Genomic DNA, 14041 nt, shown 5'->3' with positions numbered 1-14041 from the left:
GGTGGTCCTTGTGTACACTAGCCGAGGAGCTTATCTTCCACTAGTTCAATTTCATTTTTTAATTTGGCGATAAACTTTAGCTTACGGACGCGATCAGCTGCTTGTTGCCAATCTGATTCATTGAGCTCTTGCTCTGTTGCCGCTAGCTGTTGTTTAAACATCTTGCTCACTTTGCTGTCAAAATCGAACAAAGCATCTTCAGGGTCTGAGCTAGATGAAATATCTTCCAGTTCTTCACGCAGTTCCATTTGCTCCATAAGGAACATTGGGTCTTGCATCGTTTGCTGCTCGCCACGAATCTCAACGCCATTTTGAGCTAAGATGTACTCTGCACGCGAGATAGGATTTTTCAAAACCTGGTGAGCGTCATTGATCTCTGCGGCCTTTTGTACAGCCAGTAATCGATCGCGTTCTGACGCAGTCGCAAAGTTGTCAGGGTGAAACTGTTTTTGAAGTTCACGGAACTGTGAAGAAAGAAGGCTACCATCCAGATTAAACTGACTTGGTAGCCCAAACAATTCGAAGTAATTCATTGAGAATTCGGTCCTTGGTAATAAACCTGCAAGTGATTCACTCGCAGGCGCTATCAATTAAACGTTGAAGCTTTCACCACAACCACATTCGCTTTTCGCATTCGGGTTATTAAATTCGAACCCTTCATTCAAGCCTTCTTTAACGTAGTCCAACTCTGTACCATCCAAGTACACTAGGCTCTTTTGATCAATGATCACTTTCACGCCTTCGTGCTCAAATACAGAGTCCTCTTCGTTTAGCTCATCAACAAACTCAAGTACATAAGCCATTCCCGAACAACCTGTCGTTTTCACACCTAAACGTAAACCGATGCCTTTGCCTCGATTGTCTAGGAATGTTCTAACGCGACTTGCCGCGGTTTCTGTCATTGTAATGGCCATACTGCACCTTAGTTTGTCTATATTGCGAATGAAATGGGAGAACTAGCCTCCCATTATATACTTAATCTTGATGTTTTTTCTTGTAATCAGCAACTGCTGCTTTGATCGCGTCTTCTGCAAGAATTGAACAGTGAACTTTCACTGGTGGAAGTTCTAGTTCTTCTGCAATCTCTGCATTTTTAATCGCTGCTGCTTCATCAATGCTCTTACCTTTCACCCATTCAGTGACAAGAGAGCTTGAAGCGATTGCACTACCACAACCGTATGTTTTGAACTTCGCATCTTCGATAATACCTTCTGGTGTTACCTTGATTTGCAGCTTCATAACATCACCACACGCAGGTGCGCCAACCATGCCGCTACCTACTGCCGGGTCTTCTTTATCAAATGAACCTACGTTGCGTGGGTTCTCGTAGTGATCAATTACTTTTTCGCTATATGCCATGATGTTTTACCTCGAATCCTCTATTAAATTCCTGGGAATAACCTATCGATTAGTGGTGAGCCCACTCAACGGTATCTAGGTCGATTCCTTCCTTGTACATATCCCATAGAGGAGACATGTCGCGCAGTTTAGTTACTGCAGTACGAATTTGTTCAATTGCGTAGTCGATCTCTTCTTCTGAAGTGAAACGACCAAATGAGAAGCGAACAGAGCTGTGTGCTAATTCATCGTTTAGACCAAGTGCACGTAGAACGTATGATGGTTCTAGGCTTGCTGAAGTACATGCACTACCAGACGATACTGCTAGGTCTTTTAATGACATAAGCAGTGACTCACCTTCAACGAAAGCAAAACTTACGTTTAGGTTATGTGGTACACGCTGCTCTAAGTCACCGTTAACCGTTACTGCTTCAAGGTCGATAACGCCTTCAAGTAGACGGTTGCGTAGCGCCATTGCGTGATCATAGTCTTTCTGCATATCTTCTTTAGCGATACGGAACGCTTCACCCATACCAACAATTTGGTGTGTAGGTAGAGTGCCTGAACGGAAACCACGCTCATGACCACCACCGTGCATTTGCGCTTCTAAGCGAATACGCGGCTTACGACGAACATACAGAGCACCGATACCTTTAGGGCCGTAGATCTTGTGTGCAGACATAGAGATAAGGTCAACTTTCATCTCTTTTACATCAATAGGCAGTTTACCTGCTGATTGTGCAGCATCTACATGGAATACGATCTTACGCTCACGACATAATTCGCCGATAGAAGAGATATCTTGAATAACGCCAATTTCGTTATTCACATGCATGATAGAAACAAGCACAGTATCTTCACGCATTGCTGCTTCTAGCTTTTTAAGATCGATAAGACCGTTTGATTCAGGCTCAAGGTATGTTACTTCGAAGCCTTCACGCTCTAGCTGACGGCAAGGATCTAGAACTGCTTTATGTTCTGTTTTGCAAGTAATTACATGCTTACCTTTTTTCGAGTAAAAGTGAGCTGCACCTTTAATTGCAAGGTTATCTGATTCTGTCGCACCAGAAGTGAATACGATCTCACGTGGGTCTGCATTCAATAGGTCCGCAATTTGCTCACGGGCAGTATCTACTGCTTCTTCTGCCTGCCAGCCGTAACGGTGTGAACGTGATGCTGGGTTGCCAAACGTACCATCCATAGTCATGTACTGAACCATTTTTTCAGCTACACGAGGATCAACAGGACAGGTCGCTGAATAATCTAGATAAATAGGCAGTTTCATTCTCTACTCCAATGTAACAGGCAGCCGCTTAATTGCGGACGTTTACACCGATGGGCGCGGTGTTTGTATTTTTATTTGCTAGCCCATGATTCACGGCAAGACCAATATCTTGTCGATCTGAAATTTCTAAAACTTCGTTGTCTTTCATCAGCTCACCTAGAGTGATGTTATTCAAGAAGTCACTAATGCGCGAGCTTAAGTCACGCCATAGTGTATGGGTTAAACAGCGAGAACCACCTTGGCAGTCTCCCTTACCATTACACTTTGTTGCATCAACCGATTCGTCTACTGCCGCAATCACTGTTCCGATTGCAATTGAGTATGCGTCTTCACCTAGTCGGTAACCACCACCAGGCCCACGTACACTCGCTACTAGACCAGCTTTACGCAATTTAGAGAAAAGCTGCTCTAAGTAAGACAATGAGATCCCTTGACGCTCAGAAATGTCCGCCAAAGGTACTGGGTTCTGTTGCGAATGCAGAGCCACATCTAACATGGCTGTCACTGCGTATCTTCCCTTAGATGTAAGTCTCATATAACACCATATCCACACCGTTTATGTGGTATGAATTCTTTCATACCTGACTATTTTGGTCAAGTATTTAGTTGACTAATTTAGTCAGGTATTTAACCTTTTTTAGCGCGTGGTTATATGTTACTAAGAAATACGCTTTTCAATTGCAGTAAGAACACCACGTAGAATATTAAGTTCTTGCGCTTCTGGTCTTGCACGATTGAATAGTCGACGCAGCTTGTTCATTACCTTTCCAGGCTGATCTTCACTGATAAACTGGGTATCTTTAGCCACTTTTTCAAGGTGTGAGAAGAACATTTCTAATTCTTTGTGTCTTGGGTATTCCACCACCTCTTGTGGCTCGTACTGACTTTGCTCACGCTCTAAAAATGCCATACGCACTTCGTAACTAAGAGTCTGAACAGCCATTGCTAAGTTTAGCGAGCTGTATTCTGGATTTGCTGGGATACAAACATGATAGTGACAGGTTTGTAATTCATCGTTTGTTAGGCCAGTACGTTCACGGCCAAAAACTAACGCCACAGGCGAGTCTTGACCTTCCTCGACGAACTTTTTACCACACTCACGTGGTTCTAACATGGGCCATTCAAGTGTACGAGAACGCGCACTGGAACCTACAACTAGTGCACAGTCAGCAACAGCTTCTGTTAGAGTACCCACAACTGTTGCATTCTCAGCAATATCAGCAGCCCCTGCAGCTAAAGCTAAAGTCTGTTCATCAACACTGCATTGAGGGTCAACTAGCACTAGGTTACTCAAGCCCATCACTTTCATTGCTCGAGCGGCAGAGCCAATATTTCCAGAGTGCGAAGTCCCTACAAGGACAACTTTAACGTTGTTAAGCATTGATAAATCCCAAGACGAATAATAAAGCTGCAAGATAGTACCATATACCTGAGTAAAATGGTCAGACCCTTTGATCGATAAAAACCAAGAGAGCAAAAAATAACCACTTCCTTTTAACGATTTATCTGGTATACTGCCGCCCGTTTTTCTGTTCTTTAACATCCGTTGGGAAATTAGTATGCATCCAATGCTTAATATCGCTATTCGTGCTGCACGAAAAGCTGGCAATCATATTGCGAAATCTTTAGAAAATGCTGAGAAGATCGAGTCTACTCAGAAAGGCATTAACGACTTTGTTACTAACGTAGACAAAGAAGCTGAAACGATCATCATCGACACTATTCAAGCTTCTTACCCTGAGCACTGTATTGTTGCTGAGGAAAATGGCGTTATCGAAGGTAAAGACAAAGACGTACAATGGATCATCGACCCACTGGATGGCACTACAAACTTTGTAAAAGGTTTACCTCACTTCTCTGTATCAATTGCTGTACGCTTCAAAGGTAAAACTGAAGTAGCATGTGTATACGACCCAATGTTAAATGAACTATTCACTGCACAACGTGGTGCTGGTGCGCAACTTAACAATGCTCGTATTCGTGTTAAGCAACTGAAAGACCTTCAAGGTACTGTTCTAGCAACAGGTTTCCCATTCAAGCAGAAGCAACACTCTGAGTCTTACTTCAAGATTATGTCTTCTCTATTCGTAGACTGCGCTGATTTCCGTCGTACAGGTTCTGCTGCGCTTGACCTATGTTACGTTGCTGCAGGTCGTGTTGACGGTTTCTTCGAACTTGGCCTTAAGCCTTGGGATATCGCTGCAGGTGAGCTTATCGCTCGTGAAGCAGGCGCTATCATCACTGATTTCGCTGGCGGTACTGACTACATGAAATCAGGCAACGTTGTAGCTTCAAGTGCACGTGGCGTGAAGAGCATGCTGAAACACATCCGTGAAAACGGAAATGAAGCAATGCTTAAATAATTAAGCTTCGTCACAGCTGAATATCAGAAAGCCCCGCTTTTTTATAAGCGGGGCTTTTTTTGTTTAGATAACTTTTATTAAGCTAATAAAAGAGCAGCCTCTATCTCAGCACACGTTATACCCTGTAGAGCGTCGGAAACACCCTTCGATCAACTTCATTTAATACATCATAGGCCTGATTGATTACGAGTAACGTTATTCTTAACCATGTTTAAGTCAGTCATAAAGACCTCTTACCTCTAGATTGCTTTATGCTTAGCTCCCTTTGAGCATGACTAATCATCATCCGCAAAACAAAAGAGACAATGATGCCAAAGTCGTCAAAATAATTAGATCGTCAGCATAGGGATAAGGAAGGTTGATACGCAGAGGATTAAGTAGGAGCTTCTTCTTTAAACTAAGGCCTTAATTGTGATTCCAATTAGTACCTAACTTGCTCGTTCTTGGGGGAAAGTGAATCCATTGCAGTGAACTGGTCTCACTCTACCGATAAAATGGCGTACAAAGTAAAAAGGCCTTAGTCTCTCGACTAAGGCCTTAAATATGGCAGGGGTGGAGAGATTCGAACTCCCAACACGCGGATTTGGAATCCGCTGCTCTGCCAATTGGAGCTACACCCCTGTAGTTCGTATTTAATGAGACGACTCTCTAAATAAGTGGCGGAGCGGACGGGACTCGAACCCGCGACCCCCGGCGTGACAGGCCGGTATTCTAACCAACTGAACTACCGCTCCGCACTGGTTAGACCTAAAGTCTAAATTTAAAGCCTGGCGATGTCCTACTCTCACATGGGGAAGCCCCACACTACCATCGGCGCTAATTCGTTTCACTTCTGAGTTCGGCATGGAATCAGGTGGGTCCAAATCGCTATGGTCGCCAAGCAAATTCTTTAATTTGAAAAGCTGTAGTTCTTACACATTCAATGTTCTTACTTTGAGTCCATCAAAACCCTTTGGGTGTTGTATGGTTAAGCCTCACGGGCAATTAGTACAGGTTAGCTCAACGCCTCACAACGCTTACACACCCTGCCTATCAACGTTCTAGTCTCGAACAACCCTTTAGGACCCTCAAGGGGTCAGGGAAGACTCATCTCAGGGCTCGCTTCCCGCTTAGATGCTTTCAGCGGTTATCGATTCCGAACTTAGCTACCGGGCAATGCGTCTGGCGACACAACCCGAACACCAGAGGTTCGTCCACTCCGGTCCTCTCGTACTAGGAGCAGCCCCCTTCAATCTTCCAACGCCCACGGCAGATAGGGACCGAACTGTCTCACGACGTTCTAAACCCAGCTCGCGTACCACTTTAAATGGCGAACAGCCATACCCTTGGGACCGACTTCAGCCCCAGGATGTGATGAGCCGACATCGAGGTGCCAAACACCGCCGTCGATATGAACTCTTGGGCGGTATCAGCCTGTTATCCCCGGAGTACCTTTTATCCGTTGAGCGATGGCCCTTCCATACAGAACCACCGGATCACTATGACCTGCTTTCGCACCTGCTCGAATTGTCATTCTCGCAGTCAAGCGGGCTTATGCCATTGCACTAACCTCACGATGTCCAACCGTGATTAGCCCACCTTCGTGCTCCTCCGTTACTCTTTGGGAGGAGACCGCCCCAGTCAAACTACCCACCAGGCACTGTCCGCAACCCCGATTCAGGGGTCAACGTTAGAACATCAACACTACAAGGGTGGTATTTCAAGGACGGCTCCAACGATACTGGCGTACCGTCTTCAAAGCCTCCCACCTATCCTACACATGTAGGGTCAATGTTCAGTGCCAAGCTGTAGTAAAGGTTCACGGGGTCTTTCCGTCTAGCCGCGGGTACACTGCATCTTCACAGCGATTTCAATTTCACTGAGTCTCGGGTGGAGACAGCGTGGCCATCATTACGCCATTCGTGCAGGTCGGAACTTACCCGACAAGGAATTTCGCTACCTTAGGACCGTTATAGTTACGGCCGCCGTTTACCGGGGCTTCGATCAAGAGCTTCGACCGAAGTCTAACCCCATCAATTAACCTTCCGGCACCGGGCAGGCGTCACACCGTATACGTCATCTTACGATTTTGCACAGTGCTGTGTTTTTAATAAACAGTTGCAGCCACCTGGTATCTGCGACTCTCAATAGCTCCATCCGCGAGGGACTTCACCGTCAAGAGCGTACCTTCTCCCGAAGTTACGGTACCATTTTGCCTAGTTCCTTCACCCGAGTTCTCTCAAGCGCCTTGGTATTCTCTACCCGACCACCTGTGTCGGTTTGGGGTACGATTCCTTACAATCTGAAGCTTAGAGGCTTTTCCTGGAAGCATGGCATCAATGACTTCACACCCGTAGGTGCTCGACGTCGTGTCTCAGCCTTAGAAAGAGCCGGATTTACCTAACTCTTAAGCCTACGCACTTGAACCTGGACAACCGTCGCCAGGCCCACCTAGCCTTCTCCGTCCCCCCATCGCAATTGTAAGAAGTACGGGAATATTAACCCGTTTCCCATCGACTACGCCTTTCGGCCTCGCCTTAGGGGTCGACTTACCCTGCCCCGATTAACGTTGGACAGGAACCCTTGGTCTTCCGGCGAGGGGGTTTTTCACCCCCTTTATCGTTACTCATGTCAGCATTCGCACTTCTGATACCTCCAGCATGCTTTACAACACACCTTCAACGGCTTACAGAACGCTCCCCTACCCAATGACTAAAAGTCATTGCCGCAGCTTCGGTTTATAGCTTAGCCCCGTTACATCTTCCGCGCAGGCCGACTCGACTAGTGAGCTATTACGCTTTCTTTAAATGATGGCTGCTTCTAAGCCAACATCCTAGCTGTCTAAGCCTTCCCACATCGTTTCCCACTTAGCTATAATTTGGGACCTTAGCTGGCGGTCTGGGTTGTTTCCCTCTCCACGACGGACGTTAGCACCCGCCGTGTGTCTCCCGGATAGTACTTACTGGTATTCGGAGTTTGCAAAGGGTTGGTAAGTCGGGATGACCCCCTAGCCTTAACAGTGCTCTACCCCCAGTAGTATTCGTCCGAGGCTCTACCTAAATAGATTTCGGGGAGAACCAGCTATCTCCAGGTTTGATTGGCCTTTCACCCCTAGCCACAAGTCATCCGCTAATTTTTCAACATTAGTCGGTTCGGTCCTCCAGTTGATGTTACTCAACCTTCAACCTGCCCATGGCTAGATCACCTGGTTTCGGGTCTATATCCAGCAACTCGACGCCCAGTTAAGACTCGATTTCTCTACGGCTCCCCTAGATGGTTAACCTTGCTACTGAATATAAGTCGCTGACCCATTATACAAAAGGTACGCAGTCACACCACGAAGGTGCTCCTACTGCTTGTACGTACACGGTTTCAGGTTCTATTTCACTCCCCTCACAGGGGTTCTTTTCGCCTTTCCCTCACGGTACTAGTTCACTATCGGTCAGTCAGTAGTATTTAGCCTTGGAGGATGGTCCCCCCATATTCAGACAGGATATCACGTGTCCCGCCCTACTCGATTTCACTGAATGTGCGTTGTCGACTACGGGGCTATCACCCTGTATCGCCGGACTTTCCAGACCGTTCGTCTAACGCATATAAAGCTTAAGGGCTAGTCCAATTTCGCTCGCCGCTACTTTCGGAATCTCGGTTGATTTCTTTTCCTCGGGGTACTTAGATGTTTCAGTTCCCCCGGTTCGCCTCATTAACCTATGTATTCAGTTAATGATACATGCTTATGCATGTGGGTTTCCCCATTCGGAAATCCCAGACTCAAGTGGCTTTTACTGCCTAATCTGGGCTTATCGCAAGTTAATACGTCCTTCATCGCCTCTGACTGCCAAGGCATCCACCGTGTACGCTTAGTCACTTAACCATACAACCCCAAAGAGTTTCGCGAAGCGAATCTTGAGGATGTTGTTAAACAACCAAAGTTGTCTGCAATTTTTATACATGATGCAGACTCGATTTTGCCGGACTCAAATTCCAAGAACACTTGAATGTGTTGTATTGGTGTTTGTCTTAAAGACAAACATTGAGAACTTTACAATCAACAATAACTTGTTGATTTGTCAGCTTTCCAAATTGTTAAAGAGCTAATCACTTCTAATGAAGTAACCATTTTTAAAAGCACTTAATCAAGTACGCTTAAAGATGGTATCCCGTAGGGGAGTCGAACCCCTGTTACCGCCGTGAAAGGGCGGTGTCCTAGGCCTCTAGACGAACGGGACACTAGATTCTTACTAAGTAAGAATTGGTGGAGCTAATCGGGATCGAACCGATGACCTCTTCGCTGCCAGCGAAGCGCTCTCCCAGCTGAGCTATAGCCCCTCAAAGCTCTAATAAAGACATATCAATCTGTGTGAACACTCATCGCAATAATCATCGTATAAGGAGGTGATCCAGCCCCAGGTTCCCCTAGGGCTACCTTGTTACGACTTCACCCCAGTCATGAACCACAAAGTGGTGAGCGTCCCCCCGAAGGTTAAACTACCCACTTCTTTTGCAGCCCACTCCCATGGTGTGACGGGCGGTGTGTACAAGGCCCGGGAACGTATTCACCGTGGCATTCTGATCCACGATTACTAGCGATTCCGACTTCATGGAGTCGAGTTGCAGACTCCAATCCGGACTACGACGCACTTTTTGGGATTCGCTCACTATCGCTAGCTTGCTGCCCTCTGTATGCGCCATTGTAGCACGTGTGTAGCCCTACTCGTAAGGGCCATGATGACTTGACGTCGTCCCCACCTTCCTCCGGTTTATCACCGGCAGTCTCCCTGGAGTTCCCGACATTACTCGCTGGCAAACAAGGATAAGGGTTGCGCTCGTTGCGGGACTTAACCCAACATTTCACAACACGAGCTGACGACAGCCATGCAGCACCTGTCTCAGAGTTCCCGAAGGCACCAATCCATCTCTGGAAAGTTCTCTGGATGTCAAGAGTAGGTAAGGTTCTTCGCGTTGCATCGAATTAAACCACATGCTCCACCGCTTGTGCGGGCCCCCGTCAATTCATTTGAGTTTTAATCTTGCGACCGTACTCCCCAGGCGGTCTACTTAACGCGTTAGCTCCGAAAGCCACGGCTCAAGGCCACAACCTCCAAGTAGACATCGTTTACGGCGTGGACTACCAGGGTATCTAATCCTGTTTGCTCCCCACGCTTTCGCATCTGAGTGTCAGTATCTGTCCAGGGGGCCGCCTTCGCCACCGGTATTCCTTCAGATCTCTACGCATTTCACCGCTACACCTGAAATTCTACCCCCCTCTACAGTACTCTAGTCTGCCAGTTTCAAATGCAATTCCGAGGTTGAGCCCCGGGCTTTCACATCTGACTTAACAAACCACCTGCATGCGCTTTACGCCCAGTAATTCCGATTAACGCTCGCACCCTCCGTATTACCGCGGCTGCTGGCACGGAGTTAGCCGGTGCTTCTTCTGCAGCTAACGTCAAATGAGGCCGCTATTAACGACTCCACCTTCCTCACTGCTGAAAGTACTTTACAACCCGAAGGCCTTCTTCATACACGCGGCATGGCTGCATCAGGCTTGCGCCCATTGTGCAATATTCCCCACTGCTGCCTCCCGTAGGAGTCTGGACCGTGTCTCAGTTCCAGTGTGGCTGATCATCCTCTCAGACCAGCTAGGGATCGTCGCCTTGGTGAGCCCTTACCTCACCAACTAGCTAATCCCACCTGGGCATATCCTGACGCGAGAGGCCCGAAGGTCCCCCTCTTTGAGCCGAAGCTATTATGCGGTATTAGCCATCGTTTCCAATGGTTATCCCCCACATCAGGGCAATTTCCCAGGCATTACTCACCCGTCCGCCGCTCGACGCCGTTATCGTTCCCCGAAGGTTCAGATAACTCGTTTCCGCTCGACTTGCATGTGTTAGGCCTGCCGCCAGCGTTCAATCTGAGCCATGATCAAACTCTTCAATTTAAGATTTTGTCGGCTCAATGAATACTGAACATTACATAAGTAATGTTTGAATTGACTGTGCTGAGTCTTTCGACTCGTTGGTCACTTCGTTTCATTGAAACCTAATTTGAAGCCGAAGCTTCTAATTGGATTATCATCAACGAGTGCCCACACAGATTGATAGGTCTATATTTTTAAAGAACTTCGTTTTGGGCTCTGCTCAAAACGGACGGCCATTTTATCGAGATAACTTTTAGTGTCAAACACTTTTTTCGTTATTTCTTCGAAAGTTATCATTTAACTTTCACCGCCGTTGCTGTCATTGCTTATCCGCTCGGTTTCCCGTGACAACGGAGGCGCATTATAGGGAGTTCCGAATTAAGCACAACCCCTAAAATTAAAAAAAATGCTTTTTTTAAACCGTTAGCTCAACAATCCATCAATAAGCATAAAAAGAACACAAAAGGGCCGGTTTTCGGCCCTTTTATCTAGTTTTAATTGTCTATTCTATTGATGAGCAATGATCTGGTCATTGTTCACTAGTAGTTTCACAGGTTTATCCGGAACAACCTTTCCTGCGAGTATCGCTTTCGCAAGTGGGTTTTCAACGCTTTGCTGAATAGCACGCTTTAAAGGTCTTGCCCCATAAACAGGGTCAAATCCTACTTGTGCAATTAAATCTAGCGCCTTGTCCGATACATCTAAAGAATACCCCTTCTCTTCCATACGCTTCGAGAGTCGCGCAAGTTGAATAGAAGCAATCGACTTGATGTGCTCTTGTCCTAATGGGTGGAACACGACACTCTCGTCAACTCGATTCAGAAACTCAGGACGGAAATGTTTACCGACTACATCCATCACCTGATCTTTCATGCCTTGATAGTCGAGTGAAGCAAAGTTTTCTTGAATGCGAGCCGAACCTAAGTTTGACGTCATGATCACAACGGTATTGCGAAAATCGACTGTACGCCCTTGCCCATCAGTTAAACGACCATCATCGAGTACTTGAAGCAGTATGTTAAACACATCTGGATGCGCTTTCTCTACTTCATCAAGCAGAATCACTGAATATGGCTTCCGACGAACCGCTTCAGTTAAGTAACCACCTTCTTCGTAACCAACATAGCCAGGAGGTGCTCCCACCAAGCGCGCCACCGAGTGCTTTTCCATAAACTCAGACATATCAATGCGAACCATTGCATCTTCACTATCAAACATGAAGTTAGCTAATGTCTTACATAATTCTGTTTTACCAACACCAGTAGGACCTAAGAATAGGAACGAGCCGATTGGTTGATTAGGATCGGACAAACCTGCACGGCTACGTCGTATAGCATTTGCAACAACTTCAACCGCTTCCGTTTGACCAATCACACGTTTGTGAAGTACATCTTCCATACGCAGTAACTTCTCTTTCTCTGCTTCGAGCATTTTTGAAACAGGAATACCAGTCTGCTTTGAAAGCACATCAGCGATTTCATTGTCAGTCACTTTATTACGCAGCAGCGTCATTTCTTGCATTTCGGCTTGGGTCGCAAGGTCTAACTGTTTTTCTAGCTCTGGGATGCGACCATATTGCAACTCAGACATTCTATTCAAGTCACCAGCTCGGCGAGCAAACTCCATATCCATTCGAGCTTGCTCTAGCTCAGATTTGATATGTTGAGTACCTGATAAGGCCGCTTTTTCTGCATTCCAAACTTCATCGAGTTCAGCAAAGGCGCGCTCTTTCTCGCTTAACTCTTCATTTAAAATAGTTAAGCGCTTTTCACTCGCCTCATCGTGTTCATTCGTTAGTGCTTGCTGCTCAATTTTAAGCTGAATGATCTTTCTTTCTAATTTATCTAGCGACTCAGGTTTAGAGTCGATCTGCATTCGGATGCTAGAAGCTGCTTCATCAATCAGATCGATCGCTTTGTCTGGCAGTTGGCGATCGGATACATAACGATGGGACAAACTCGCGGCAGCAACAATCGCTGGGTCGGTGATCTCTACATGGTGGTGAAGCTCATAACGCTCCTTCAAGCCACGCAAAATCGCCACTGTATCTTCAACACTTGGCTCATCAACAATGACTTTTTGGAAACGACGCTCTAACGCTGGGTCTTTCTCGATATATTGACGGTATTCATCTAACGTCGTTGCGCCAACACAGTGAAGTTCACCACGAGCCAAAGCCGGTTTTAACATGTTACCTGCATCCATCGACCCTTCACCTTTGCCAGCTCCCACCATAGTGTGAATTTCATCAATGAAGAGGATGACATTACCTTCTTCTTTAGAGAGTTCATTAAGGACGGATTTCAATCTTTCTTCAAATTCACCACGGTACTTCGCACCAGCCACCAGCGCGCCCATATCTAAAGAAAGGACTCGACGCCCACGGAGCCCTTCCGGTACTTCGTTATTAACGATGCGTTGGGCAAGCCCTTCAACAATCGCAGTCTTACCCACACCTGGTTCACCAATAATGACCGGATTATTCTTGGTTCGACGTTGAAGTACTTGGATTGTTCTGCGAATTTCATCATCACGGCCAATAACTGGGTCAAGCTTGCCTTGTTCAGCTCGCTCTGTCAGATCGATTGTGAATTTCTCAAGCGCCTGGCGAAGCTCTTCCGCATTAGGATCATCAATCTTTTGACCACCACGAACTTTATCTATCGCTTCAGACAATTTTGCTTCTGTTAAACCGAGTTCTTTTAGTAGTGAACCGAGTGGTCCTCTATCTTCTAGCGCAGCGAGTAGAAACACCTCAGATGAAATGTAGGAGTCTTGGCGTTTTTGAGCCACCTTGTCACACAAGTTAAACATAGTGCCCATAGCACTTGATAACTGCACATCACCACCAATGCCACTCACCTTAGGTAAACGGTCTAGGATTTCACTCAACTTTGATCGTAGATGAGTAACATCGACATTAAGCATTGTTAGCAGCGGACGGATTGGACTACCGTTTTGATCCATTAATGCAACCATTAAATGAACCGGTTCGATATATTGATGATCACGACCTAAAGCAAGCGACTGAGCGTCAGATATAGCGATTTGGAATTTGCTAGTAAATCTGTCAAGACGCATATCTACCTTCCTACCTCAACTGAGAAAAAATAACTAATCAGTATGAAAGATGGATACGCAGAGGGGGATTTTCAA

At 46.3% G+C, this 14041-nt stretch carries 8 protein-coding genes, 4 tRNA genes and 3 rRNA genes; 1 reads left to right on the top strand and 14 read right to left on the bottom strand.

Going from position 1 to position 14041, the window contains the following annotated elements:
- Positions 1-17: 17 nt before the first annotated feature.
- From hscB to trmJ, 6 genes are all read right to left on the bottom strand, one after another.
- Complete coding sequence (hscB, locus tag AAFX28_RS11660; RefSeq protein ID WP_408687832.1) at positions 18-533, bottom strand: co-chaperone HscB; 516 nt, start codon at positions 531-533, stop codon at positions 18-20.
- A gap of 57 nt (positions 534-590) precedes the next feature.
- The gene (gene iscA / locus AAFX28_RS11655; protein ID WP_408687831.1) at positions 591-914 is read right to left on the bottom strand and encodes an iron-sulfur cluster assembly protein IscA; all 324 of its coding nucleotides are present in this window, start codon (positions 912-914) and stop codon (positions 591-593) included.
- Positions 915-975: 61 nt separating this feature from the next.
- Positions 976-1359 carry a Fe-S cluster assembly scaffold IscU gene (gene iscU, locus AAFX28_RS11650; protein WP_239837389.1) on the bottom strand — a complete coding sequence of 128 codons (384 nt, stop codon included), beginning with the start codon at positions 1357-1359 and terminating at the stop codon, positions 976-978.
- 49 nt (positions 1360-1408) lie between these two features.
- On the bottom strand, positions 1409-2623 hold the full coding sequence (locus AAFX28_RS11645) for an IscS subfamily cysteine desulfurase (protein ID WP_408687830.1): 1215 nt from the start codon (positions 2621-2623) through the stop codon (positions 1409-1411).
- A 28-nt stretch (positions 2624-2651) separates the two neighbouring features.
- A complete protein-coding gene (iscR, locus tag AAFX28_RS11640; RefSeq protein WP_408687829.1) occupies positions 2652-3158 on the bottom strand; it encodes a Fe-S cluster assembly transcriptional regulator IscR in 507 nt (168 codons plus the stop codon).
- A gap of 123 nt (positions 3159-3281) precedes the next feature.
- Complete coding sequence (trmJ, locus tag AAFX28_RS11635) at positions 3282-4004, bottom strand: tRNA (cytosine(32)/uridine(32)-2'-O)-methyltransferase TrmJ (protein ID WP_408687827.1); 723 nt, start codon at positions 4002-4004, stop codon at positions 3282-3284.
- Positions 4005-4182: 178 nt separating this feature from the next.
- Here trmJ and suhB point away from each other — a divergent pair, with 178 nt between their 5' ends.
- Complete coding sequence (gene suhB, locus AAFX28_RS11630) at positions 4183-4986, top strand: inositol-1-monophosphatase (RefSeq protein ID WP_408687826.1); 804 nt, start codon at positions 4183-4185, stop codon at positions 4984-4986.
- A gap of 544 nt (positions 4987-5530) precedes the next feature.
- Here suhB and AAFX28_RS11625 read toward each other — a convergent pair.
- The 8 genes from AAFX28_RS11625 to clpB all read right to left on the bottom strand — a co-directional run bounded on the left by AAFX28_RS11625 (position 5531) and on the right by clpB (position 13966).
- Positions 5531-5607, bottom strand: a tRNA-Trp gene (locus AAFX28_RS11625).
- A 36-nt stretch (positions 5608-5643) separates the two neighbouring features.
- Positions 5644-5720: transfer RNA gene (locus AAFX28_RS11620), tRNA-Asp, on the bottom strand.
- A 31-nt stretch (positions 5721-5751) separates the two neighbouring features.
- Positions 5752-5867 (bottom strand): 5S ribosomal RNA (rrf, locus tag AAFX28_RS11615).
- 82 nt (positions 5868-5949) lie between these two features.
- A 23S ribosomal RNA gene (locus AAFX28_RS11610) occupies positions 5950-8839 on the bottom strand.
- A 279-nt stretch (positions 8840-9118) separates the two neighbouring features.
- Positions 9119-9194, bottom strand: a tRNA-Glu gene (locus AAFX28_RS11605).
- A 24-nt stretch (positions 9195-9218) separates the two neighbouring features.
- Positions 9219-9294: transfer RNA gene (locus tag AAFX28_RS11600), tRNA-Ala, on the bottom strand.
- Positions 9295-9353: 59 nt separating this feature from the next.
- Positions 9354-10906, bottom strand: a 16S ribosomal RNA gene (locus tag AAFX28_RS11595).
- Together the 16S, 23S and 5S rRNA genes with 4 tRNA genes alongside form the textbook arrangement of a ribosomal RNA operon.
- A gap of 486 nt (positions 10907-11392) precedes the next feature.
- Positions 11393-13966, bottom strand: a complete 2574-nt coding sequence (gene clpB, locus AAFX28_RS11590; RefSeq protein WP_408687825.1) for an ATP-dependent chaperone ClpB — start codon at positions 13964-13966, stop codon at positions 11393-11395.
- Positions 13967-14041 lie beyond the last annotated feature (75 nt).

This window comes from Vibrio sp. TBV020 (assembly GCF_046056895.1).
Lineage (GTDB): Bacteria > Pseudomonadota > Gammaproteobacteria > Enterobacterales > Vibrionaceae > Vibrio.
The sequence above is the reverse complement of the archived record's forward strand: the minus strand, read 5'-3'. Positions and strand labels throughout refer to the sequence as shown.

Excerpts from the sequence above, each read along its gene's own strand:
- hscB (WP_408687832.1), bottom strand. The coding sequence starts at position 533 with ATGAATTACTTCGAATTGTTTGGGCTACCAAGTCAGTTTAATCTGGAT.
- iscA (WP_408687831.1), bottom strand. The coding sequence starts at position 914 with ATGGCCATTACAATGACAGAAACCGCGGCAAGTCGCGTTAGAACATTC.
- iscU (WP_239837389.1), bottom strand. The coding sequence starts at position 1,359 with ATGGCATATAGCGAAAAAGTAATTGATCACTACGAGAACCCACGCAAC.
- AAFX28_RS11645 (WP_408687830.1), bottom strand. The coding sequence starts at position 2,623 with ATGAAACTGCCTATTTATCTAGATTATTCAGCGACCTGTCCTGTTGAT.
- iscR (WP_408687829.1), bottom strand. The coding sequence starts at position 3,158 with ATGAGACTTACATCTAAGGGAAGATACGCAGTGACAGCCATGTTAGAT.
- trmJ (WP_408687827.1), bottom strand. The coding sequence starts at position 4,004 with ATGCTTAACAACGTTAAAGTTGTCCTTGTAGGGACTTCGCACTCTGGA.
- suhB (WP_408687826.1), top strand. The coding sequence starts at position 4,183 with ATGCATCCAATGCTTAATATCGCTATTCGTGCTGCACGAAAAGCTGGC.
- clpB (WP_408687825.1), bottom strand. The coding sequence starts at position 13,966 with ATGCGTCTTGACAGATTTACTAGCAAATTCCAAATCGCTATATCTGAC.